General features: G+C 61.6%; 23 protein-coding genes. 6 read left to right on the top strand and 17 right to left on the bottom strand.

Annotation, left to right across the window (positions count from 1 at the left end; translation table 11 throughout):
* The 6 genes from AC11W3_RS01420 to AC11W3_RS01395 form a co-directional block, all read right to left on the bottom strand.
* A partial coding sequence (locus AC11W3_RS01420) for a fumarylacetoacetate hydrolase family protein (protein WP_484092361.1) occupies positions 1-639 on the bottom strand: 639 nt, incomplete at its 3' end.
* A 22-nt stretch (positions 640-661) separates the two neighbouring features.
* The gene (mnmL, locus tag AC11W3_RS01415) at positions 662-1,624 is read right to left on the bottom strand and encodes a tRNA modification radical SAM protein MnmL/YtqA (RefSeq protein WP_484090344.1); all 963 of its coding nucleotides are present in this window, start codon (positions 1,622-1,624) and stop codon (positions 662-664) included.
* A 1-nt stretch (position 1,625) separates the two neighbouring features.
* A complete protein-coding gene (thiE, locus tag AC11W3_RS01410) occupies positions 1,626-2,285 on the bottom strand; it encodes a thiamine phosphate synthase (RefSeq protein ID WP_484090343.1) in 660 nt (219 codons plus the stop codon).
* A complete protein-coding gene (locus tag AC11W3_RS01405; RefSeq protein ID WP_484090342.1) occupies positions 2,282-3,064 on the bottom strand; it encodes a thiazole synthase in 783 nt (260 codons plus the stop codon). The genes thiE and AC11W3_RS01405 overlap by 4 nt, the downstream gene beginning before the upstream one ends.
* Positions 3,065-3,201: 137 nt before the next feature.
* Positions 3,202-3,414: a sulfur carrier protein ThiS gene (thiS, locus tag AC11W3_RS01400; RefSeq protein ID WP_484090341.1), complete on the bottom strand. Its 213-nt coding sequence runs from the start codon at positions 3,412-3,414 to the stop codon at positions 3,202-3,204.
* Between the two features lie 286 nt (positions 3,415-3,700).
* Positions 3,701-5,332, bottom strand: a complete 1,632-nt coding sequence (locus AC11W3_RS01395) for a sensor histidine kinase (protein WP_484090340.1) — start codon at positions 5,330-5,332, stop codon at positions 3,701-3,703.
* Positions 5,333-5,650: 318 nt separating this feature from the next.
* Between AC11W3_RS01395 and AC11W3_RS01390 the strand changes: the two genes are divergently transcribed.
* Positions 5,651-6,433 carry an IclR family transcriptional regulator gene (locus tag AC11W3_RS01390; RefSeq protein ID WP_484090339.1) on the top strand — a complete coding sequence of 261 codons (783 nt, stop codon included), beginning with the start codon at positions 5,651-5,653 and terminating at the stop codon, positions 6,431-6,433.
* 67 nt (positions 6,434-6,500) lie between these two features.
* Here the strand turns inward: AC11W3_RS01390 and coaE are convergent, their stop codons facing one another.
* The gene (gene coaE / locus AC11W3_RS01385) at positions 6,501-7,115 is read right to left on the bottom strand and encodes a dephospho-CoA kinase (protein ID WP_484090338.1); all 615 of its coding nucleotides are present in this window, start codon (positions 7,113-7,115) and stop codon (positions 6,501-6,503) included.
* A gap of 376 nt (positions 7,116-7,491) precedes the next feature.
* On the opposite strand from coaE, the gene AC11W3_RS01380 reads away from it, so the two are divergent.
* Both AC11W3_RS01380 and AC11W3_RS01375 read left to right on the top strand, forming a co-directional pair.
* Positions 7,492-9,504, top strand: coding sequence for an FAD-dependent oxidoreductase (locus tag AC11W3_RS01380; protein ID WP_484090337.1), 2,013 nt, complete (start codon positions 7,492-7,494; stop codon positions 9,502-9,504).
* 67 nt (positions 9,505-9,571) lie between these two features.
* Positions 9,572-12,040, top strand: coding sequence for a molybdopterin-dependent oxidoreductase (locus tag AC11W3_RS01375; RefSeq protein WP_484092360.1), 2,469 nt, complete (start codon positions 9,572-9,574; stop codon positions 12,038-12,040).
* 246 nt (positions 12,041-12,286) lie between these two features.
* Here AC11W3_RS01375 and AC11W3_RS01370 read toward each other — a convergent pair whose 3' ends face one another.
* Positions 12,287-12,481 carry a hypothetical protein gene (locus AC11W3_RS01370; RefSeq protein ID WP_484090335.1) on the bottom strand — a complete coding sequence of 65 codons (195 nt, stop codon included), beginning with the start codon at positions 12,479-12,481 and terminating at the stop codon, positions 12,287-12,289.
* Positions 12,482-12,838: 357 nt separating this feature from the next.
* Here AC11W3_RS01370 and AC11W3_RS01365 point away from each other — a divergent pair, with 357 nt between their 5' ends.
* Complete coding sequence (locus AC11W3_RS01365) at positions 12,839-13,060, top strand: hypothetical protein (RefSeq protein WP_484090334.1); 222 nt, start codon at positions 12,839-12,841, stop codon at positions 13,058-13,060.
* 49 nt (positions 13,061-13,109) lie between these two features.
* On the opposite strand, the gene AC11W3_RS01360 is transcribed toward AC11W3_RS01365, so the two are convergent.
* From AC11W3_RS01360 to AC11W3_RS01320, 9 genes are all read right to left on the bottom strand, one after another.
* Entirely contained in the window at positions 13,110-13,631 is a 522-nt protein-coding gene (locus AC11W3_RS01360) for a menaquinol oxidoreductase (RefSeq protein ID WP_484090333.1), read from the bottom strand.
* 73 nt (positions 13,632-13,704) lie between these two features.
* The gene (locus AC11W3_RS01355; RefSeq protein WP_484090332.1) at positions 13,705-14,535 is read right to left on the bottom strand and encodes a cytochrome C; all 831 of its coding nucleotides are present in this window, start codon (positions 14,533-14,535) and stop codon (positions 13,705-13,707) included.
* Between the two features lie 206 nt (positions 14,536-14,741).
* Positions 14,742-16,097, bottom strand: coding sequence for a polysulfide reductase NrfD family protein (locus AC11W3_RS01350; RefSeq protein ID WP_484090331.1), 1,356 nt, complete (start codon positions 16,095-16,097; stop codon positions 14,742-14,744).
* Positions 16,098-16,099: 2 nt separating this feature from the next.
* On the bottom strand, positions 16,100-17,014 hold the full coding sequence (locus tag AC11W3_RS01345) for a 4Fe-4S dicluster domain-containing protein (RefSeq protein ID WP_484090330.1): 915 nt from the start codon (positions 17,012-17,014) through the stop codon (positions 16,100-16,102).
* Between the two features lie 48 nt (positions 17,015-17,062).
* On the bottom strand, positions 17,063-17,584 hold the full coding sequence (locus tag AC11W3_RS01340; RefSeq protein ID WP_484090329.1) for a cytochrome c3 family protein: 522 nt from the start codon (positions 17,582-17,584) through the stop codon (positions 17,063-17,065).
* Between the two features lie 237 nt (positions 17,585-17,821).
* The gene (locus tag AC11W3_RS01335) at positions 17,822-17,992 is read right to left on the bottom strand and encodes a hypothetical protein (RefSeq protein ID WP_484090328.1); all 171 of its coding nucleotides are present in this window, start codon (positions 17,990-17,992) and stop codon (positions 17,822-17,824) included.
* 46 nt (positions 17,993-18,038) lie between these two features.
* Positions 18,039-18,284 carry a hypothetical protein gene (locus AC11W3_RS01330; RefSeq protein ID WP_484090327.1) on the bottom strand — a complete coding sequence of 82 codons (246 nt, stop codon included), beginning with the start codon at positions 18,282-18,284 and terminating at the stop codon, positions 18,039-18,041.
* A gap of 78 nt (positions 18,285-18,362) precedes the next feature.
* A complete protein-coding gene (locus AC11W3_RS01325; protein ID WP_484090326.1) occupies positions 18,363-18,749 on the bottom strand; it encodes a response regulator in 387 nt (128 codons plus the stop codon).
* Positions 18,750-18,863: 114 nt separating this feature from the next.
* Positions 18,864-19,112: a hypothetical protein gene (locus AC11W3_RS01320; protein WP_484090325.1), complete on the bottom strand. Its 249-nt coding sequence runs from the start codon at positions 19,110-19,112 to the stop codon at positions 18,864-18,866.
* A gap of 637 nt (positions 19,113-19,749) precedes the next feature.
* On the opposite strand from AC11W3_RS01320, the gene AC11W3_RS01315 reads away from it, so the two are divergent.
* Positions 19,750-21,162 carry a sigma-54-dependent transcriptional regulator gene (locus AC11W3_RS01315; protein ID WP_484090324.1) on the top strand — a complete coding sequence of 471 codons (1,413 nt, stop codon included), beginning with the start codon at positions 19,750-19,752 and terminating at the stop codon, positions 21,160-21,162.
* Positions 21,163-21,508: 346 nt separating this feature from the next.
* Positions 21,509-23,824 carry a hybrid sensor histidine kinase/response regulator gene (locus tag AC11W3_RS01310; protein ID WP_484090323.1) on the top strand — a complete coding sequence of 772 codons (2,316 nt, stop codon included), beginning with the start codon at positions 21,509-21,511 and terminating at the stop codon, positions 23,822-23,824.
* Positions 23,825-23,826: the final 2 nt, after the last annotated feature.

Here is a 23,826-nt window from a genome sequence, read left to right as displayed (position 1 = left end):
CAGGCGCCCCACCCCGCTGATCTCCGCCACCACCCGGTCGCCGCTCGTGACCGGCCCGACCCCCGCGGGAGTGCCGGTGAGGATGATGTCTCCGGGTGAGAGGGTGAAGATCGAGGAGAGGTAGCTGATCAGCTCGGGCATGCGGTGGATCATCAATGCGGTTGAGCCGTCCTGACGCGGCTGGCCATTCACCGACAGGGTTATCCGCACGTCCTGCGGATCGGCAACCGAAGCGGCGGGGACGAAGGGGGAGAGGGGGCAGGCGGTATCGAAACCTTTGGCGATCTCCCAGGGGAGCCCCTTCTTCTTCTGCTCGGACTGCACGTCGCGCAGGGTCAGGTCGATGGCCACTCCGAAACCGGCCACGTGCCCCATGGCCTGGGCAACGGGGATCTCCTTCCCGCCGGTCCCGATCAAAAGCGCCAGCTCGGCCTCGTGGTGGCAGTCGCTGGAGTAGGAGGGGATGACGATCTCCTCGCCCTCGCCGATCACGCTGGAGGCCGGTTTCATGAAGATCACCGGGCGCTCCGGCATGTCGTTGCCGAGTTCCTTGATGTGGTCGACGTAGTTCCTCCCGATGCAGAGGATCTTGCCTATCGGGTATTCCTGCTGGCTGCCGATCAGGGTTGCCTTTTTCATCCTTGCTCCTTGTGAAGGTGGACTACCATTCTCCGTTCGCCGCCCTGACTTCGCCACCGAACCGGCATCCCTGCCAGCTGCCGCGCCTCTTGAGCTCGTTCACCACGGCGTACCACATCTGGTTGTTCTTCAGATCCCAGTTGGGGGCGACCCGGATGGAGAGCGGGGCCGAACCGTACAGCCTCTGGATAGAAACGCGGGGGGGGAGCTCCTCGAGGAAATCGCAGGCACCTCCGAGGTACTCCTGAAGCGAGATGGGACGGTAGCTCCCGTCACGGTACATCTCGGCCAGCCGGGTCCCTGTCACCACATGCAGCTGGTGGATCTTTACCGAGCTGACGGGAAGGGAGGAGATCAGCCGCGCGGTCCTGACAAAGCCGGCCCGGGTTTCGCCGGGGAAGCCGTAGATCAGGTGGGTGCAGATGTCGATCCCCCGCCCGGCGAGCCGCTCCACGGTGTCCAGGTACTCGGCCAGGGTGTGGCCGCGGTTGATGGCGCAGAGGATGGCGTCGTCCATCGACTGCAGCCCGAGCTCCACGCAGACGTAGCGCTCCCGCGCCAGCTCGCTCAAGAGGTCGATGGTCCTGTCCGTGATGGAGTCGGGGCGCGTGCCGATCGAGAGGCCGACCACGTCGGGGTGGTCGAGGGCGCGGCGGTAGAGATCGGCAAGCTCGGAGACCGGTGCGTAGGTGTTGGTGTACTTCTGGAAATAGACCAGGAACTTCTCGCTCCGCAGGCGGGTGCGGTGGTAGGCCATGCCGGCCGAGAGCTGCTCCTCGATCGGGATGACGGCGAGGGTGTCCTTGGGGGAGAAGGAGGCGTTGTCGCAGTAGATGCATCCCCCCGTGCCGCGGCTGCCGTCGCGGTTGGGGCAGGTGAAGCCTGCGTCCACGTTGACCTTGCTCACCCGGCAGCCGAAGTGGCGGCGCAGGAAGGAGCCGTAGGAGTTGATGCGCAGGTCCCTATGTATCAGCTCGTGGGTCATTTCAGTCGCCGGGCTCCAGGGGGGGGAGGAGCGACAGCAGGGTGCGGGCGGCTTCGCGCGGGTCTGGGGCGGAAAGGACGGCGGAGATGAGGGCGATGCCCCGGACGTGGCAGGATGCGACCTCGGCGCAGTTGTCGATGGTGATCCCGCCGAGGGCGAAAACCGGGATCTGGAGCATGTCGGTCACCTGGCGGAGTTTCTCCAACCCCACCGGGGCCCCGAAGGGAGCTTTCGACGGGGTGTAGTAGACCGGGCCGAAGGTGACGAAATCGGCGCCCATCTCCTGGGCGGTGATGGCCTGGACCTGGTTGTGGCAGGAGACGCCGATCAGCTTGCGTTCCCCCAGAAGCCTCCTTACCTTGTAGATGGGAAGGCTCTGGTTGCCGAGATGGACTCCGTCCGCCTCCACCGCGAGGGCGATGTCGACCCTGTCGTTGATGATCAGCTTGGCACCGTAGCGGGAGGTGAGGCGGCGGAGCTCGTAGGCTGTTTCGTAGAGATCCTTGGTGCCGGGTCCCCCCTTCTCCCTGAGCTGGACGGCGCGCACGCCGCCCCTGAGCGCCTCCTCGACCACGAATTCGAGGTTGCGCCCGAGCGTCTCCCCCCTGCCGGTGATCAGGTAGAGGTTGAAGTCTATCCAGGGGGACTCGAGCTCCTTCACGCGATGAGACCGGTGAGCGGGGAGGAGGCGTTGGCGTGGAGCTTCATCGGGATGCGCCCGGCCAGGTAGGCCAGCCGCCCCGCGGCGACGGCGTATTTCATGGCTTCAGCCATGGCGACCGGGTCCTTGGCGCCGGCGATGCCGGTGTTCATGAGGACGCCGTGGCAGCCTAGTTCCATGGCGATGGCGGCGTCGGAGGCGGTGCCGACACCGGCATCGACGATGACCGGTACCTTGACCGTGTCGAGGATGATCCTGATGTTGTAGGGGTTCCTGATGCCCAGACCGCTGCCGATGGGAGCGCCCAGCGGCATGACCGCGGCGCAGCCGATATCCTCGAGCCTCTTGCAGACGATCGGATCGTCACTGGTGTAGGGAAGGACGGTGAAGCCCTCGGCCACCAGGACCGCGGCAGCCTTCAGGAGTTCCTCGTTGTTGGGGTAGAGGGTGCGCTCGTCTCCCAGCACCTCCAGCTTCACGAAGTCGGAAAGCCCCGCCTCGCGCGCCAGACGGCAGGTGCGGATGGCGTCGTCGGCCGTGTAGCACCCGGCGGTGTTGGGGAGGAGGGTGTATTTCTTCAGGTCGATATGGTCGAGCAGCGACTCCTTGCTGCGGTCGGATATGTTGACCCTTCGCACCGCCACGGTGATGACCTGCGCACCGGAGACCTCGATGGCCTCGACCATCTGGTGGAAGTCGGCGTATTTTCCGGTCCCGACCATGAGGCGGGAGTCGAATTCGCGTCCGGCGATGACGAGTTTGTCGTTTCTTTGTGACATCTGTTTTATTCTCCAATCGTTGATCTTCAATATGTGCAGCCCGGCCGCGAACGCAGTCTCGCCCGGAAATCATGGTTGAACGGCAGCGGCCAGCGGCAGGGGAGGGTGGGGCATCCCGCTCCGCCTGCGGCGCGGCCTCAGCGGCGGATCTTGCCCCCGCCTCCGACGAAGTGGACGATCTCCACCGCGTCCCCCTCCTTCAGGAGGGTGTCCTGGTACTGTGCCTTGGGAAGGATATCCCGGTTGAGTTCGACGGCAACCCGGCGCGGGTCTATGCCGAGGGAGACGAGGTAATCCTGGACCGTGAGGGGCTCGATTGATACGGCTTCGCCGTTTGTGGTGATGTTCACTGCTACTCCGGGGTTTATAGACTGGAATGGCCTTTGCGGGGTGGCGGGCGGGTAAGAAGTCGGCGGTTCGCATCGCCGGCCTCGGCGGCCCGGCTGTCAGGGGGTGGCCCGACCGTAAACTAGCAATATTGTCGCGCCTGTGTCAATCGTTTTCTTTCGCGGGTTTGCGCCTCCCGGGGCACTGGGAGGCGCATGGCAGGCGCTGGTCCTCATGGTCCGAGCCGGGTGATGCGGTCCTGAAGAGCGGCGGAGACCGGTGGTCCTGGCCGCAGGATACTGGAGCACCTCACCCGGCGGGGTCTGAGAGTGTTGTTGCCCTCTCCGATGCCAGCCGGCACCTCCCCTCCGCTTCCGTGAGAGCCTCGTTTTGCAGCGGGAGGGCAATGATGAAGGTGGTGCCAACCCCGACCTCGCTCTGCACGTCGATGCGGCCTCCGTGTTTTTCGATGATGCCGTAGGAGACGGAGAGGCCGAGGCCGGTTCCCTTGTTCTCCTTGGTGGAGAAGAAAGGATCGAAGATCTTGGCCAGGTTGGCCTCGGGAATGCCGCAGCCGTCATCGCTGACCCTGACGATCACCTCTCCCCCCTCCGGATCGGCAGCCGTAGTGACTTCGATGACACCTTCGCCCATCATGGCCTGGCCCGCGTTCAGGAAGATGTTGACCAGTACCTGCTCGAACTGGTTGGGGTCCAGCAGGATAAGCGGGAGGTCCCGCGCGTAACGCCTGACCACCTTGATGTCCTGGAAGAGGATCTGGTGCTCGATCAGGGAGAGCGCGGCCTCGGAGACGTCGTTTACGTTGCATAGCCCCTTCTGCGGCGTGGTCACCCGGGCGAACTCCAGAAGGCCCTTGACAATGTCGGCGCAGCGCTTGGTCTCCCTCATCACGGTATTGATGTCGTTTCTCAGCGTCTCGTCGAGCCTTGGGTTGTTCTGGATCAGCGAAGAGAAGACCAGGATGCCGGTCAGCGGGTTGTTGATCTCGTGGGCTATTCCGGCCACGAGCTCCCCGAGGGAGGCGAGCTTCTCCGAGCGGATCAGCTGGGCCTGCATCGCGGTGACTTCCTGGGTCCTTTGCTGGACCATCTCCTCAAGCGTCTTGCCCCACCCCTCCAACTCCTCCCGGGCCTTCCTCAGGTTGAGCGTCATGGCGTTGAAGGAGTCGGCCAGTTCCCCCAGTTCGTCGTTGGCGAAGGTGTTGACCAGTCCGTCAAGCTCGCCCCGGGAGAGCTTCTTGGTGTGGCCCAGTAGTTCCCGCACCGGGCGGTTCACCAGGTTCTGGGTGCAAAGGGTGAGCGAGATCGAGGTCAGGACGATCAGCGCCAGGGTCAGGGCGATGCTGCGGTCCCGGTAGGCTTCCAAGAGCGAATGCATCCTGTCCAGGGAGACCACCACGTCCAGCACCCCGAGGACCTTGAAGGCCTCGGGATGGAAGTGGCAGCTCGCGGTGTAGCAGCTCTCCTCGTTGTAGATGGCGCTGGTGATCCCCAGGAACTCCTCCCCCCTGGGGTCGTAAAACCGGCGGCTCCTGTGGGTGGAGGAGGCTGTGACCAGGAGTTGCCTGGTTCCGTGACAGACCCTGCAGACCTCGGAGCCCTTCTTCAGGATGGTTCCGATCTCAGCCTCGTTGGTGGAGTAGATGACGCGGCCGGTCTTGTTCAGCAGCCGCACCCTCTCCACCCCCCGGTGGGCGCTGATCTGCTCGATGGTCTTGTAGAACAGGGGACGGTCGTCCCTCAGCATGTGGTTGTGGGTGGTGCGGATGATGGTCTCGCTGATGTTGTCCGCGTCGGCGATGGCGTCGTGCAGCAGCAGGTCCTTGAGGCTGTTGAGGTTGAGATAGGCGAAGAGCGCCATGGTGCTCAACAGCACCATCCCGGTCGCGACCGTCAGTTTGGATATCAGGTTCAGGCGCACGGGGCCTCCACGGGCCGCTGCAGAAGTGTGGTAGAACAGCCCGAAGGACACGGACCGGCAAAAATCTTTTGGTGCTTGACATTTTTAAAACGATATTCTATGTTTTAAGGAGTGATTTTGACGGCATCACAGGGCCATCGTCAGGCGGTTCGGCATGGCCCGGCCGGACGGCGGCAGGCGACACCTGCCTCCGACGCGTATCGTGAGTGTAGTTACATTAAAACAATTTATCAAGAAATAAATTATCTTGACAGCCCCCCGTAAATAACCTAGTTAATAGTGTTTGGAATTTTCCCACTAATAAAACAGGTGCAGCCAATGGCGAAAAAAGAAAAATCGGAATACATCATTCAGGCCGTATCCCACGCCCTTGATCTATTGGAGCAGTTCCACGACGAGGTGGACGAGCTCGGCGTGACGGAGCTCAGCAAAAGGCTGAAACTGCATAAAAACAACGTTTTCCGCCTCCTGGCCACCCTGGAGTCCAGAAACTATATAGAGCAGAACAAGGTCACCGAGAACTACAGGCTGGGCCTGAAGACTCTGGAACTGGGGCAGACCTTCATAAAACAGATGGGCCTTCTGCGCCAGTCCCGCCCTGTGCTCGAGGCGCTGGTCAAGGAGTGCAACGAAACCACCTACGTGGCCATCCTCAAGGAGTGCCACATCGTGTACCTGGACGTGGTCGAGACCGACCTGACCGTCAGGGTGGTGCCGAGGGTCGGCGCCAGGCTTCCGGCCTACTGCACCGCGGCCGGCAAGATCCAGATCGCCTACATGACCGACGAGGAGCTGGAGAACTACCTCCCCACCAAGGACATGAAGCGCTACACCCCGAAGACCCTGACCGACAGGGACGAGCTCAAGAAGCACCTGAAGCTGGTGGCCGACCAGGGCTATGCCATCGACGACGAGGAGATGGATGTCGGGGTCAAATGCGTCGGCGCCCCCATCCGCGACTACACCCGCAGGATCATCGGCGCGGTCAGCATCTCCGGCCCTTCCATGAGGTTCACCGACGAAAGGCTGGAGAAGGAACTGATCCCCCTGGTGGTACGCTCGGGGGAGGAGATCTCCCACAAGCTCGGCTACCACAAGTAGCGGCCCCTCTCACCCGTCCCAAGACCCCCCCGGCTCCCGCAAAAGCGAGACGGGGGGTTTTTCTTTTCTACTTCCGACCCTCCCCCGGCGCCACGATTTCCTCGCGCCAGATCCGGGCCACCTCGGCCTCGAGCTCTTCCCTGCTGCCGCTGTTGTCGATCACCACCTGCCCTAGCCGTTTCTTTTCCTCCATCGGCATCTGGGCCGCCATGCGGGCCAGGGCGCCCTCGCGGTCCAGGCCGTCGCGGGCCATCAGGCGCTCCAACTGGGCCTGGGGGGACAGGTAGACCACCCAGATCTCCTCGAACCGCGAGGCGATCCCGGCCTCGAAGATCAAGGGGGCGACGTAGAAGGTCGTCTCCACCCCGGCTTCCCTCAGCCTGGCCAGCTTTTCGTCGGCCAGCTTCCGGATGGCGGGGTGGGTGATGCCCTCGAGGGTGCGACGGGCGGCGGGGTCGGAGAAGACGACGGCGCCGAGGGCGGCGCGGTTGAGGGTGCCGTCACTGTTCAGCACCTTTTCTCCGAAAGTCGCAGCTATGGTCTTCAGCGCCTCTTTCCCCGGCTCGACGACCTCGCGTGCCAGCTGGTCCGCGTCTACCACCGCTGCCCCCAGCCGCTCCAGGAGTACCGCCACCGTGCTCTTCCCCGAGGCGATGCCCCCGGTAAGTCCTATCACTCGCAAGATTTCTCTCCAAAAGTTTGTTTGCCTCTCCGCCACCCTCGCGAAAGAGGTGATTCCCTTCATGGTTGCCGCAAGCCTCCTGGTCCTTCCTCCTGCGCAGCAGGCGCTTGTGGCGGCCGCTGCGGGTTCCGGCGGGACCGACGGCGATGTTAAGGTGAATCTCCTGCAAAGACAACAGCTAATTGCACCGGGGGCAGGGGCCGGCGCGGACGGGGGCTAGAGAGGCGATAATGCGTATGATTTTTCCCTTGATTAGAGCCGTGTGATGTGGTAAAAACTGGATACTGTATACAATTTGACTTGTTTGTTTTACCTAATAAATGTAAACATTTAGCCCGAAAATGGGCGGATTATTACAGCTATTTCGGAGGCCTAAGTGGCAGAGGTAGTTTTTTCCAGCTGGGGCAGAACCATAGTTGACAACCGCAAAGGCGGCGAGGTGAAACCGGCGAGCTTCAAGCTTCCGGTCACCTACGACGGCGAGCGCCCGCTCTCCGCCTTCATCGGCTGGGATGGTATCATCCTGTACAACAAGGATGTGGACATCCCCCGCATGCTGGCGGAGTACATGAAGCGCGCCCAGGAGAAATACGTCTGCGGCAAATGCACCCCCGGCAAGAAGGGGACCAGGGTCATCCTCGATGCCCTGACCCGGATCGTCGAGGGGCAGGGGGAAGAGCGCGACCTCGACACCATCGAGGACGTCTGCGACCTGCTCTCCCACGCCAAGTGCACGCTCTGCCCGAGCTGCGCCCTGCCGGTCAGGGACGGCATCACCCACTTCCGGGACGCCTTCCTGAACTACATCAGGGGCGCCAAGAGCCTCTCCTCGGACTTCCGCTACGTCGAGAAGTACACCGCACCCTGCATGGACCGCTGCCCGGCCCACATCGACATCCCCGCCTACATCGAGGCGCTCAAGGACTACCGCTACGACGTCTCGCTGCAGACGGTGCGCGACTCCATGCCGCTTCCTTCGGTCTGCGGTCGCGTCTGCCCGCACCCGTGTGAGACCGCCTGCCGCAGGAAGAACGTCGACGAGCCGATCAGCATCATGACTCTCAAGCGCACCGCTTCCGACTACGAGTGGATGCACGAGAGAAAGCCCCCCATGCTGCCCAAGCCGAAGAAGGGGAAAACCGTCGCCGTGGTCGGCGCCGGTCCCGCCGGCCTGGCCGCCGCCTACTACCTGGCGCTCGAGGGTTACCCGGTCACCATCTACGAGGCCCTCCCTATCGGCGGCGGCATGGTGGCGGTCGGCATCCCCCCTTACCGCCAGCCGCGCACCCTGTTGCAGCGCGACATCGAGATCATCCAGTCCCTGGGCGTCGAGATCATCTACAACACCAGGGTCGGCAAGGACGTCACCCTGGACGAGCTTCGGAAGAAGTTCGACGCCGTCTTCCTGGCCCCGGGCGCGCACCGCTCCAAGCCGATGGGCGTCGAGGGCGAGGACAAGGGGTACAAGGGCTTCCTGACGGGGGGGATCGACTTCCTGAGGAACGTCTACCTCGGGCTTCCCTCCGGCATGGGCAAGAAGGTCTTCGTGGTCGGCGGCGGCAACACCGCCATCGACTGCGTCAGGGTGGCGCTGCGTGAAGGGGCCGAGGAATCGACCCTGGTCTACCGCCGCTCCAGAAAAGAGATGCCCGCTGACGTGTGGGAGGTCGACGGTGCCGACGCCGAAGGTGTCAAGTTCGAGTTCCAGGTGCTGCCGACCAAGGTCATCGCCAACGACAAGGACGAGGTCACCGGGGTCGAGCTGATCAGGATGGCGCTGGGCGAACCGGATGCCTCCGGACGCCGCCGCCCCGAGCCGGTACCCGGCTCCGAGTTCGTGATCGAGTGCGACACCATCATCCCGGCCATCGGCCAGGATGCCGACCTCTCCTTCATCCCCGCCGAGGCCGGTATCGACACCACCAAGTGGTCGACCATCGTCACCAAGTACGTCCCGCTCAAGGGGGCCGACGGCAAGGAGCTGAAGGACGGCATGGGGAACATGCTCTCCAGGACGCTGATCACCGACTGCGACGGCGTCTTCGCCGGCGGCGACGCCGAGATCGGCCCGCTCACGGTAGTGGCCTGCGTCGGCTCCGGTCACCGCGCCGCCAAGGTCATCGCCCGCTACCTGGAAGGGAAGGGGGTCGAACTGACCGACGACGAGCGGATGGAGGACATCCTCAGCTACTTCGGCGTCTACGACAAGAACGAGCCCGTCGCCTGGCTGGACAGCGCGTCCCGCGAGCACCAGGCCGAGATCCACGGCAAGGAGCGGGCGAGCTACAAGAACTACTGCGAAGTCGAACTCGGCTTCTCCGACCAGCAGGCGGTCCGCGAGGCCGAAAGATGCCTGCGCTGCTACCGCATCGGCATGGTCGCCGTCTAGGGGCTCCGAGTCCCTCCAACCGATTCCGAAAACGAAACGAAGAACTGAGAAAGACTGAGGTTTTTATATGGTCAGCTTAACCATTGATGGCAAGAGCGTGCAGGCTGAAGTCGGTACCACCATACTGGAGGCCGCTGACAGCATCGGCATCAAGATCCCGACGCTGTGCTGGCTGAAGAAGGTCTCCCCGACCGGCGCCTGCCGCGTCTGCGCGGTGGAGGTCGAGGGGGTCGATCGCACCATGACCGCCTGCAACACTCCGGTCAAGGAGGGGATCAAGGTAACCACCGACACCCCGGCGCTGCGGGACATGCGCCGCAAGGTGCTGGAGCTCTTGCTGATCAACCACCCCCTCGACTGCCCGGTCTGCGACGCCGGCGGCGAGTGCGACCTGCAGGACTCCTGCTACGGCCTGAACGCCACCAAGCAGGAGTACTCGGCGGTCCTGGAGCGCCGTCCCATCCGCTACGACTGGCCGCTTCTGGAGAGCGATCCCAACCGCTGCATCCTGTGCGAGAAGTGCGTCAAGGTCGACCACGAGATCGTGGGCTGCGACGCGATTCACGTGGTCAACCACGGCGAAGCCACCATCATCGACACCAAGGACGGCCGGCCGCTCAACTGCGAGTTCTGCGGCAACTGCGCCGCGGTCTGCCCCACCGGCGCCCTGATCACCAAGCCCTTCAAGTTCAAGGGTCGCCCCTGGACCTTCGCCAAGGTGCAGAGCGTCTGCGGCTTCTGCGGCGCGGGGTGCCAGATCGAGTACCACGCCAAGGAGGGCAAGGTCGCCAGGGTGGTCAGCGACGACGGGACCTTCAACAACGGCAACCTCTGCATCAACGGCCGCTTCGGCTACGGCTACCTCGAATCAGCCGAGCGGCTCGCCAAGCCGATGGTGCGCGACAACACCGGCGCCCCGGTCTACACCGACTGGAACACCGCGCTCGACACAGCCGCCGGCAAGCTCAAGGAGATTGTGGCCCGTGACGGCGCCGCCGCCGTGGCAGGTCTCGGTTCCCCGAGGGTGACCAACGAGGAGAACTTCCTCTTCCAGAAGTTCCTCAGGGAGGCGGTCGGCACCAGCAACATCGACTCCGAGGCCGGCCTCGGCTTCGCCCAGGCGCAGGCCCAGATGCTGAGGAGATTCGGCTTCACCGGCGCCAGCAACACCATTGACAAGCTCGATAACGCCGAGGCCATCATCGTCTTCGGGACCGACCTCAACGCCGAGGCCACCGGCCTCGAATACCGGGTCATCACCGCGGCGACCAAGAACGACGCCAAGCTGATCCTGGTCAACATGCGGGACGTCAAGCTGAAGAAGTTCGCCAACAAGCACCTGAAGAACCTGCCGGGGCGCGAACTGGCGGTCACCTACGCCCTGATGAAGGCCGTGGTCGAAGCGGGGGGACAGCTTCCGGCCGGCTCCGAGGCCGTTGCCGGACAGCTTGCCGCTCTCTCGCTCGCCGATCTCGCCAGGGAAGCGGGGATCTTGGAGGAGACCGTCAAGGATGCCGGAAGGCTCATCGCCGGCAAGAAGAAGGTCGCCCTCATCTTCGGCAGCGACGTGATCCGTAGCGAGGATGCCCAGGCCAAGATCGCCGCCCTGGCCGACCTCGCCATCCTGGTCGGCGCTGCCGGCGAGGAAGGGGGAATCTTCCCGATCGATCCCAAGAACAACACGGTCGGTCTCCTGGACATGGGCGTGTCTCCCGAGAAGGGGGCCGGCAAAGGGGTCTGGGGCATCGTCGAGGGGATCGAGCAGGGGAGCATCAAGGCCCTCTACCTCATGGGTTGCGATCTGGCAGGGTTCCCGGAGAACGCCAGGATCAGGAAGGCGCTGGGGAAACTCGAGCTCCTGATCGTGCAGGATGTCTTCGACAACGACACCCTCCCCTTCGCGCACGTGGTCTTCCCCGCCGCCGCCCCGGCCGAGAAGAGCGGAAGCTTCACCTCGACCGACAACCGCGTGCAGTCGCTGTCCAAATCGATCAACGCTCCCGGCGACGCCAAGGAAGACTGGGCGATCATCGCCGACCTCCACAGCCGGGTCAGCGGCACCCCCGCCAAAGGGTTCCCGATGGTGGTCATGTACGACATCGCTGACGCGGTCGAGAGCTACCAGACCAACGGCGACGGCAGCAAGCTGGTCAAGAAGAAAGCCGCGGTCAAAACCGCTGCGGCACTGGCCCCGGTGGCCAAGGGGGCACCCGCCGCCCTGCCGAAATTCCAGCTGCTGGTAGGGGCGATGGGGTACCACAACGGGACCTCGACCACCCGCTCCGCCAATAACCTCTCGGTATCTGCGTCTGGGTACGTCGAGCTGCACCACGCCGATGCTGTGGCGCTGGGGATCGTCGACGGCGGCCAGATCAAGGTGAGCTCGGCCCACGGCACCATGGTCGGCAAGGCCAGGGTCACCGAAACCGTCCAGCCTGGCCTGCTCTTCGCCCCGGTGCATTTCAGGGAGCTGAACGCCAACGCGCTCCTCAAGGGAAACAGCAACCTGGTCGAGGTCAAGGTCGAGAAGGCCTAAACTCCTGCCAGTCAGATAGATGAAACGAGAAAGGCCCCGGTGGTTTACCGGGGCCTTTCTTATTCCGAGTGCGACAAGTCAGCTAGTGCGACAAGTCAGCGGATCCTTGCTGAGACTCCCCCTCCCTTGACGGGAGGGGGCAGGGGGGTGGGTGAATCTGGCGACTCCCCTCCTCCCTCCAGGGGAGGGGGAGTGCTGAGGTTGTTTGGATCCATCGGATGCATCCAGGGGAAGGGGCAATGGCTGTTACTGGGTGGGAGGGACGATCCTGAAGCTCATGCGACGGAGCTGTACGTCCAGTTCCTTGAGCTTCGCCTCGTACTCACGCAGGTAAAAGGCCTTCTTGTTTTCGTCGTGAAAAGTAACTCCCTCTTTCAGCATCTCGATGCGCGATTTCGCCATATCTCTCATCATGGTGAGAGATTCCTTCATGTCCGACAAAGTGCCCTCCTTGGCGGCCATTGCTCCGCCGGCATGGTGGTCTCAGCCGGGACGGCACCGGGACCACCGCAATGCATAAAATGACAACATGCCGCGGAGACTACACTCTATGTCGGCCCGGGTCAAAGAAAATTTTCTTTATTAAGCAACACTTTGCACTGTCTCAGCGGACCATCTCCTCCCCCCGTTGTCTCGGGCGCGATACTTGTTGAAGTTCCTAGGGGAGATGATAGTATGTTAGCTTCTCCTGAGTCAGCAGCTTGTTCCTGACAGCTGACAAGTCATGACCGCCTGAAGCTGGTGCCAGTTGTAGATGAGGAAATGTCGCTTTAATTTCCGTGGCAAAGGAGGAGACCGATGCGTGATCAGCTGACGGTAGCCGCAGCAGCGGGGATGGATAAGAGCATCGTCGACAAGCTGGACCAACTGCTGGCCGGGCCGAACGACCGGGCTTACATCGTCTGCACCGCGGTCGACTGCAGGCGCAACATCAAGGGGCATTGCACCATCTTCATGGTCCTGGACGTGCCGCGGATGAAAACGAGGAAACGCTGCGACCAGTACGATTGCGGTGCTTGAGGGGGGCTGGGGAGGGAGAAAGCTTAAGGCGCGAATCCCGGTGGCGGCCTCAGTCGAAAAGCCCTGAATCCTCCTCCGGGAGGCGGCCGTTGCGCTCCAGGAAGGCCAGCTGCTCGATCTTCTTGCCGATCTGCTGCTGGCAGAAGGTCCAGATCCGGTAGCTCTCCACGCAGAGGACGGTGAATCCCGCGCCGAAGACGGCCCAGTAGTTGTCGGAAAGGGCCTGGGCGAAGTAGTAGAAGAGGTAGAAGACGCTCAGGTAGCCGACATGGCAGAAGCTCGAGCGGTGATGGATGCCGGCCATCATGCGGGAAAGGCTCAGGATGATGGCGGAGAAGGTATAGAGGACCAGCACGATGCTGATGATCTGGGCGGAGGGGGGAGGCCCCAGCGAGGCCACCACCTTTTCCGGGCGCGGCAGGAACCAGAACTCCCGCCAGGCAAGGGTGCTGACCACGAGAAATAGAGAAAGCGCCCACAGACCCCGGTTGGAGAAGTGCTTAAGGCGCTTGATCTCGTCCACCAGCCCCTGGCGCAGGGTGGCCTGGGCATCGCGGGCTGGCTTTCCCATGGTGGCTGCTTGATGTCGGTCCGCCTGCTCCATTCGTCACTCGATGGCTGACATAGCGATTCCCAAATCACTACTACAGCTGGGTAGGATCGACCGCCTTGACAGACCTTTTCTCAGTTTCTCCTAATTTTGTTCTGATAAAATAGTAGGATTTAGCTATCTTGTCAAGCTCATAAGGCAGATCAGTCGGGTGTGACAGATTGCCTCCCACCTCAACTCTCTCAGTGTATCTCTGCAGTTTCTGAAGCGGCACCAGTACGATGATTTTCAAGAGAGCTATGACACCTGCGACAGTCAGTATCAGTGTCAGCACCGAGAAAAATACCATCTGCAGGCGTATCGATGCCAGTGCGTTGAGGGTCCCCTCGTTGGAAAGACCGATGTCCAGGGTGCCGAGGACCTTCTGGGTCGCGGGATGGACGTGGCAGGCGGCGTTGGCGCATTCAGGCTCGTTGTAGATCGGGGCGGTGATGGCCATCACCTCGGTGCCGGAGGCATTCTTGAAGGTCCGGGCCTTCTCCATGCTCCCCAGGGACGTCATCGGCACGTCCTTTTCGTGGCAGGCCACGCACCCTTCAGCCTTCTTGTCCACCTGCTGGTCGACCTCTTCGGCCTTGGAGGAGAACGCCACGATCCCCTTCTTGTTGAAGATCCGCACGTGCTGCACGCCCTTCTGGTCGCTGATGTTGCGGATGATGGCGTTGTTCAGGTCGCGGTCCGATTTCAGCATCGCGTAGCGGGTCGACTTGAGCACGATCCCGGCCAGGGTGTTGGCCTGACCTACCGAGTCCCGCACCACGATGTTCTTGATGGCGGTGTAGAGCAGCACGAAGCAGACCACCAGAAAACCGGTAACGACCACCCCTACGGGAACCAGAGCCCTTCCTGCGATTCTATCGAACATGGCATCTTCTCCCAATGTTGCTGCGCTTTTGCCGAACCCCCGATCGCTGTGCGGATCGCCTCCCCCGCCCCTCGCGGGAGGGGGATAGGGGGCGGGGGTAGGTGCCACGGTCTCAGCCGGTGGCTGCTTCACCCACCCCCTGCCCCCTCCCGTCAAAGGGAGGGGGAGTGATTGAGGGATTGTGATGCATGGATGCTGCTTCGTCTTTAGTCCAGCTTGGTCATCGATTTGTAACTCCCGACCGGGATGGTGCTGGAGTCGCGGACGCCGATGGCGGTGCCGGGTGAGGTCTCCAGGACCGGCACCACTTCCTCCTGCGCCTTCCACTTGTAGAGGATGGGGAGCCGGTAGAGGATGAAACGATAGACCACGATGTAGATGGCGAAGATGGTCAGGCTGATCACGATCTCACGCCAGGGCGGGATCTCCCGCTCGGGGAGCTTCCAGTTGAAGGTGAACATGGCGGTGTTCATCCGGTTCAGCACCACCCCCAGCACGGTCATGACCGCGCCGGTCCTAAGGATCCCCATCTTTCTCGTGTGGGCGCCGTAGGTCATCAGCACCAGCGGGAGCATGAAGCCGAGGATGATCTCGAACATGAACCACTGTCCCCAGCCGCTGTCGAGATAGGCCCACTTGTTGTCATGGGCGATGCCGATCAGCTTGATGGTGATGTAGGTGGCGATGCCCATGCAGGCGCCCTTGGCCAGCGATACCGTGATCTTGTCGAGGTTGTCGTGGAACCTGCGGTCACCGCGCCAGGTCAGGGCCTTGCTGGCTATGGTGCTGACCGTGATCACCATGCAGAGACCCCCCGGAAGCGAGGAGACGAAGAAGTGCAGCCACTGGAAGGACGAGGAGTACCAAAGCGGATGCACCTTGCCCGGCGCATAGGTGAAGAGCGCGCCCAGCGCCCCCTGGTGCAGGGTGGAGAGGATGATGCCGGCCACGGTGAGGCCCAGGGTGATCCTTCTCACTCCGCGCTTGCCGGCGGGGAAGCCGATCCACTCGAAGAAGGCCGTGGAGACTTCCAGGATCTGCACCGACAGGTAGGTGGAGACGTGCCAGGCGACCAGGAAGAGGACGGCTGCGGGCCCGAAGGAGACCACCATCGGATACGGCAGGCGCCAGGGTTGCCCCAGGTCGGCCAGGAGGTATACGACGGCGAAGAAGTAGCCCAGGAGACCGTTCAACAGGGCCAGCCGCTCGATCGGCTCCAGGTCATGCCGGCCGAAGATCTCGCAGGCGGTCCCCAACTGGAAACCCGAGGAGGAGAGGGGGACCATGGCGAAGAGGCCGAAGCCGAGGAAGAGGCCCCAGGGATAGTCGCATGAGCCGCTGGTGGCCCAGGCGAGGCCGAAGAAGAAGCGGCCGATCAGGATGGGGATCCCGATCGCGAAGATGCAGGCCAGGAACCAGTTGACGGGGTTGCGCACCGCCTGCAGGAGGTACTGGCTCGGTGTGAGCCCCAGGAGGAGCTTGTTCATGATGGTCCGTTTTTCCCCGGACTCCTCGAATGGGGAATCGACCGTGGCGAGGCCTTGCTGGATAAACTTTTTCATGGTCAGTGATCCTCCTGCCTGGTTTCATTGTCATGCCCGTGCCCGTCGTGTCCGTCCTTCTTGGTCGACAGCAGGTGGATTCCCGAGAAGAGCGCCGGCCAGATGGAGAGCACCATCGGCACCATCCCGAGGAAGTCCTTGACGTTGGAGATGATGGGGTCGTTGCTCAAGGTGGTGTCGAAGCCGATCTTGTCGAAGGGGACCTTGGAGAGGTAGAGCCAGCTGGTGCCCCCCACCTCTTTCTCTCCGTAGACGTGATCGTAGTAGCGCTCCGGGCTCTCGCGGATCCTTTCGTGGGCCAGCTTGATGAGATCGGAGCGGTGCCCGAAGGTCAGTGCCTCCTGGGGGCAGATCTCAACGCATGCGGGGGGCTTTCCTACCTTGAGCCTTGTGTCGTAGCACAGGATGCACTTCTTGACCACGGGATCGGTGACGCTGTCGTAGCTGTAGCCGGGAACGTTGAACGGGCAGGCGATCATGCAGTTGCGGCACCCGACGCAGATCTTGGGATTGTAGATGACCGCCCCTTCCTTGGTCTTGGTGTAGGCGTTGACGAAGCAGGAGGTCAGGCAGGCCGGCTCGTTGCAGTGGTTGCACTGCACCTTCCGGTAGACCGGCCCAGTGGAGGCCTTCTTCTCGTACTCGTTGACCACGGTATAGGCCTTGGCGGTCGGGCGCCGCGGCTCCTCGAAGACCGACTTGTCATCGAACGGAACGTCGGGCTCAGGGAGCTTCTGTTCCTTATTGCAGGCAGCCTCGCAGCTGCGGCAGCCGATGCAGCGGGTGGTGTCAACCAAGACCCCCATTGCCTCGGGATATCCCTCGAACGAACCGCTCGCCCATCCTTTGTTCGTCTTGCCGAGCGAGATGGTGGCCCCACCTATAACGCATGCCTTAAGAAAATTTCTACGTTTCATCACGGTTCTCCTTCGGTTTCATGATGGACTGCGGTCGATGGCGATCGGTCAGTGGTGCTTGCCGCTCTTCTTGCCCGGCGGCGGAGCATATTTCCCGGCGCTGTAGAGAGCCTCGCCCTGATCGGTGCGCGGGTGGCAATCCTGGCATCCGGTGGGACCGGCGGCCCGCTTGGCATGGCAGCCGATGCAGTTCTGGTGCATGGCGCCCTTGAGCCCCATCTTGTCCAGGTGGTAACGCTGCTTGGCCTCGCGCTTCTCGGCCAGGGTCTCCGGGGCAAAGGGCTGCGAAGAATGGCATCCCTTGCAGGAGACGACCGCGGTCGGGCTGGAGTTGCTATGGCACCTTACGCAGTTGGGATCGAGCACCAGGGTGCCGGTGGTGTGATGGTGGCAATCCGAGCACTCCCTGATCATCTGGATGTGTTTGGCGTGATCGAAGCTGAACGCGGCGTAGAGCTTCCCGTTCTGATTGAGGGTGATGGTATCCGGAGCCGATGCGCAGGAGGCCGCGACCGGATAGGACATGGTCAGGATTAATGCACCGAGAATCAATGGCTTGTAAGATGGCATGTCGATCTCCTGCCTAGGTGGGGAAATGTCCCCACTTCATTGAGATGGGTGCTGCTAAAGAGTGATGGGTGATTCCGAGTCATCTTTCGTGTTTCGACAGGCTCGGCACGAACGGTTTCATGGCGCTGCTGTCACGGCAACCGTTCCCGGCCAGATCGGCGATTGGGCGGAATGACTTTACCGAGTGTCATGAGGCCGTTCGCCCTTGAGCCTGTCGAAAGGCGCACTATTAATGGTTCAGTGCTGAGAGTGGGCGTTCTCGTCCTGCTCCCGCTTGTGCAGGTAGCGGTAGAACATCGGGAAGCCGATGAAGAAGGCGACGCAGATCAGATACTCCACTCCTTTGATGTACTGGTAGAAGTCGACCAGTGTGAAGACTTCCTTGATCTGTCCGAACTGTTCGAGCATGGCAGTTACTCCTTTGTATTCGTAGATTCGGCAACCTTGGCTATGGTCAGTGCAGCTTCGCGCGGGAGGGCGATTTCTCCTGCTCTTTGACTCCCTTGAGCATTCCGTAGAGGGTCATGATGGCGGGGATGAGCTGCACCACCAGCACCAGGGCGCAGAAGCCGAGGAAGATGAAGATGCCGATCTTGCTGACGAAGACCTTGCTGGTCGATGCCGCGTGGGCGTTGGCTGTGGCCATCAGGAAGATGATTGCAGTGTTAAGTGCCGCCGGAAGCCTCATTTTCGTTTTCATGGTGTTCCTCCTTGGATGCGGTTGTTGTTGTCTCTGCCTATTTGGGCCGGGCGCGCTGGCCGCGCCCCTCGTTTTCTGTCAGGTCGGCTGCAGCCGTACGCTTTCGAAGGCGCACTGCACGGCCTGCCGGATCTCTTCTCGGTCTTCGGCGTTAACCGGCTTCAGGGCATGGTAGAAGATGCCCTCGCTCCTCAGTTTCCTGATCAGCGGCAGCGATGTGTCGGCCGCAACCAGGATGATGGTCAGCTTGCGGTTGCACTGCTTGAGGAGCGGGATGAGCTCGGCGGCTGTCAGTTCGTCGAACTTGGTCCCGAGGAGCACAACCTGTGCGGTCTTTTTCAGGATCCCCGAGAGCGCGCTTTCGACCGAGTTGGTGACGATGACGTTGTAACCAAACTCGATGAACATGGAAGCCATCTGCTTCCGACAATCCATGTCTTCATCCACGATGAGCAGTCCTTGCATAGCTTTATCCTCATACAGAGTTAACCAATGCTTCATCTGGGCCGGGCACGATGCTGACTCAGTCAATTCCCGCCGGGACAGATGGTGTTTCCAGCCGCTCGTGAAGTTTCTGTGTCAGGCGCTGGTCTTGCCGCTACCAGCCCTACGCTGGGCTTCGCTCGCTTCAGAAGAGAAGATCCCCTTGAGAATGCCCAAAAAGAGGGTCATCCCCGGCAAGAGTTGAAAGAGGATGATCAGTGCGACGAAGGCTATGAAGAAGGTGGTCAAGAGGCTCATGCCTTCAACGTTTGTCCCCCCTGCGGATGCCATTGCCTGGGTGCCGGTGATCATCAGTGATAGCAGCGTGGCGGATATGGTTTTCATGGTCTTCTCCTTTCCTTCAGCAGGCTTGAGGTCACCTGATTACAGGTTGTTTCATGTGTAAACGCTAATAGCACGGAGCGTGCCATTGCGGCAGCGTGATACAACATGCTGAAATATTGAGACTTATTTGCTGGAGCTGTTTTTGGGGGGGAGGAATGTTGCGGTAGCTGTATATGGCCCATATACAGCCAGACGGTGTATCGGCTGGCACAGCGGAGGTGTCGGAGGGGAAGAGGCCGCCAATTCAGGGACTCTGTCCGTACAAGACGGTGTATCGCGACTCGATACACCCGGGGGAGCGAGCCGCCGCACTGCGGTGCAGGCGCCGGGTAACTATCTAGATTCTTTGGAGTTGGCGCACGGCCTCGAAAATGGGGTGGGGTGCTGCCGGGCGCGCCGGACTCCTCAGCCCCGGCGGACCCTGGCGCGGCTCCTGCCGCCCCGTCACAGCAGTCGTAAGGGAGGGAAGCCAATTTGATGAACTGATTTTAATTACTTTTTGTTGACATTGCGCTCATAGTACGACATATTGATGCATCATGACTGCCCCCTACCCGGGCCTTCGCTGTGTCAGGGAGAGAGCAGTGACAGTCCTGGCGGCACCAGATCCACATCCCAAAGTCAAAGATGGTGGTCTATGAACATCCTTGTGGTTGATGATGAAGCTGTCATAAGGCAAGGCCTCACCCGGATTCTCGAAAGCGACTCCTTTGTTGTAGAAACCGCCAAGAACGGACACACCGCGATTGAGCTTCTGCAGCAGAAAGAGTTCGACCTTATCATTACCGATCTCAAGATGCCGGGGATGAGCGGGTTCGAGGTTCTCAACGCCGTAAAGATATTGCAGCCGGATACTCCGGTGATAATGATTACCGGTTTTGCCACGGTCGAAACCGCTGTCGAGGCCATGAAGAGCGGCACGGTTGACTATATAGTGAAGCCCTTCACGCCGGACCAGATCCTGGAAAAGGTGCACAAGGCCCTGGAGCAGAAGAAGACCTCGGTGGAGGACGTCTACATCAAGAAGGAGATCGATTGCCATCACGGCTTCGACCAGTTCGTCGGGGAAAGCCGCGAGATGCAGAAGGTCTACCGCCGGATCATCCAGGTTGCCGGCACTGACAGTACCGTTCTCATCACCGGGGAGTCCGGCACCGGGAAGGAGCTGGCAGCTCGCGCCATCCACAAGAACAGCCCCCGCAGGGACCATCCCTTCGTGGCGGTTGACTGCACGGCTCTGGCTGAAAACCTGCTGGAAAGCGAGCTCTTCGGCCACGTCAAGGGATCCTTCACCGGGGCGGTCCAGACCAAGATGGGCCTGCTCATGGTGGCGGACGGGGGTACGCTCTTCCTGGACGAGGTGTCGAACATCAGCCTCTCCACCCAGGCAAAACTTCTGCGGGTCCTGCAGGAGCGCCAGGTGACCCCCATCGGCGGCACCCAGCCCGTTTCCTTCAGCATCCACCTGGTGGCGGCGACCAACAAGAACCTGAAGAGCATGATCGCGGAGGGGAAGTTCAGGGAGGACCTCTTCTTCCGGCTGAACATCATCCCGCTGGACCTCCCGCCGCTGCGGGAAAGGAAAGGCGATATCCCGCTGCTGATCCGTCATTTCTTCAACAAGTTCACCGAGGAGGTCGGCAAGGACCTGAAAGGTTTCGCTCCCGACGCCATGGAGTTCCTGGAGAGTTACTCCTATCCTGGTAACGTGAGGGAACTGGTGAACACAGTCGAGCGCGCGGTGGTCCTCTCTGAAGGAAACGTGATCAAGAAAGAGGACCTGGAGCTGGGGGACAACATGGCCCCCCCCGCCGGTTTCGACGGATATGTCCCTACCAATGCCGAGGCCTTGAAGGAGATGAAGCGGCAGATCCGGGACCGCTCGGTGGAAAGCGTGGAGAAGGCCTTCGTGATGAACGCCCTGAGGCGCAGCAACTGGAACATCTCCCGCGCCGCCGAGGAGACGGGGATGCTGCGGCCGAACTTCCAGACCATGCTGAAGCGCCTGGGTATCTCGGTTAAGGATTATTTCGAGAAGGGGACGGGCTAGTCGGCTGAGAGTTTTCAACATCCTTACTCCTCTTTATAGCGGGCGGGGCCTCTGATCATGTGGCTCCGCCCGCAGTCTTTTGTGAAGCTTCGGTTACTTGATGAATTTCTGTCCCCCGACCTTGATGTAGGCGACGAGCCTGGCGGCCGACCCCGAGGACCTGACCTGGAAAGGGGTACTGACGGCTTCTTATGCAAGATTTATTGGATCAGTCTAAGTTGGCTGGTTGCTCCGTACTCAGATCTCCGCGGCAAATTGTAAGTGATATCTCATGTGGTATACTCCCTCAGGCTTTTCTCTCTTTTTTGTGTGTGCTGATCTGCAGCTGCAACTGGAGGAGGGACGCGTGAGACATCTCAACAGCAGGACAAAACTGACACCGCTCAACATAACCATCGTCTATGCAGTGATTGGTGTCGTATGGGGGGCCTTCTCGTGCATGTTCCCCGCCGCCATCAATCATGACGCCGACATTTACAAAGCAATCGAGGAAACGATCAGTCACGCGGTCTTTATCCTGGTCTCCGCCTCACTCCTCTTCGTGCTGATCAGACGCAGCGAAGGCGAGACTTCCCGGGGGAGGGAATCGCTGTCGAGGGTCAACCGCGCCCTCAAGACCTTCAGCGGCTGCAACCAGGCCCTGGTCCGCGCCACGGACGAAGTCCAGCTGATGAAGGATATCTGCCGGACCATCGTCGAAGTCGGCGGCTACAAGGTGGCCTGGGTGGGGATGGCCGAGCATGACAGCTGGAAGACGGTGCGCCCGGTGGCGCAGTGGGGGGACAAGGAAGGCTACCTGACCAGGCTCGACATGAGCTGGGCCGACATCGACCGGGGCCGCGGTCCGACCGGTACCGCGATCAGGACCGGTACCACCAAGATCGTGCAGAACATCCTCTTCGACCCCTCCTGGGCGCTGTGGCGGGAGGAGGGGGTGAAGCACGGTTTCGCCGCCTCGATCTCGCTGCCGCTCATGGACGAAGGGCACCCGCTGGGCGCCCTGGTCATCTTCGCCGCCGAAAAGCGCGCCTTCGGGAAAGAGGAGGTCAAGCTCCTGGAGGAACTGGGGCAGGATCTCTCCTTCGGCATCGTCACCCTGCGCATGAACGCCAAGCGCAAGGAGGTCGAGAAGGAGAGGAAGCTGCTGGCCTCGGTGATCGAGCAGTCGATGGAGGGGATCATCCTTTTCGACAGCGACGGCACCATCAAGTACGCCAACCCCGCCATCAAGGCCATCACCGGGCATGCGCCGCAGGAGATGGTCGGCCAGAATATCGAGGCCCTGGGGAAGGAGGAGCAGTCGGGCGAATTCTACGGCTCCATCTGGGCGGCGCTGGCGCAGGGGTATGAGAGGACCGGGCATTTCATCCAGAAAGGGAAGGACGGCGACTTCTACGAGATCGACGCGCGGCTGTGGTCCATTTCCGACAGCGCGGGAGTGGTAAGCAATTTTGCCGTGGTGATCCGCGACGTCACCCATGAGGTGCATCTCGAGCGCCAACTGCGCCAGGCCCAGAGGATGGAGGCCATAGCGACCCTGGCAGGTGGCATCGCCCATGACTTCAACAACAATCTCGCCTCCATAATCACCTGCACGGAAATGGCGCGGGATGACGTGCCGCCGGACAGCCCGCTGCGGGAGCTGCTGGACGTGGTGCTAAAATCGAGCTACCGCGGCAGAAAACTGGTGAAGCAGATCCTCACCTTCTGCTGCCAAAGCGAGCAGGAGAGACAGCCCGTCGAGGTGGAGGCCATCCTCACCGAGTGCCTCAACCTCCTGCGAGGCTCCTTCTCGAGCAGCATCACCGTCAGGACGCACATGGACGAGAAGCTGGGGCTTATCATGGGGGACCCGACCCAGATCCACCAGATCATCATGAACCTGGTCACCAACGCGATCCACGCCATGCGCATCAAAGGTGGAGTCCTCGACATCAGCGTCGACAACGTAGGCCTCGATACCGCCTCCGCCACCGGCGGGCCCGACCTCCCCTCCGGATGCTACATGAAGCTCACCGTCAAGGACACCGGGCACGGCATGGACGCCAAGACCCTGGAGCGCATCTTCGACCCCTTCTTCACTACCAAGGGGCATACCGAAGGGACGGGGCTGGGGCTGTCGGTGGTTCACGGGATCGTGAGGAACCACGGGGGCGCCATCACGGTGAGCAGCAAGCCCGGAGCCGGCGCAAGCTTCGAGGTCTACCTCCCCAGGATAGAGCACGCCTCCAGGGATGAAGCGGTAGAGGCCCAGGCGACGCCGGCGACCGGCCACGAGAGGATCCTTTTCGTGGACGACGAGGAGGAGGTGGTCTTCGCCGGGAAGAAGATGCTGGAGCGGCTGGGATACAAGGTGGTCGTCGGGAGGGACGGCGAGGACGCGCTGAACAGGTTCAGGGAGCAGCCGGAAGGGTTCGATCTGGTGATAACGGACCAGACCATGCCGAAGATGACCGGGACGGAGCTGACCCGCGAGCTCATGCAGATACGACCCGACATCCCGGTGATCCTTTGCACCGGGATGGGACCCACGGTGGAGAAGGCGCTGCAGCGGGTCGAGGAAGACGTAAGCGGCATCCGCGAGGTGGCCCTGAAACCGTTCGATCGGGAGGAGCTGGCGGGCATGATCAGGCGGGTGCTGAGCCGCAGCGAGGAGGAGTAGAA

The organism is Geomonas sp., from assembly GCF_056994735.1.
Note: the sequence above shows the minus strand (reverse complement) of the source record. Positions and strands in the feature narration are given on the sequence as shown.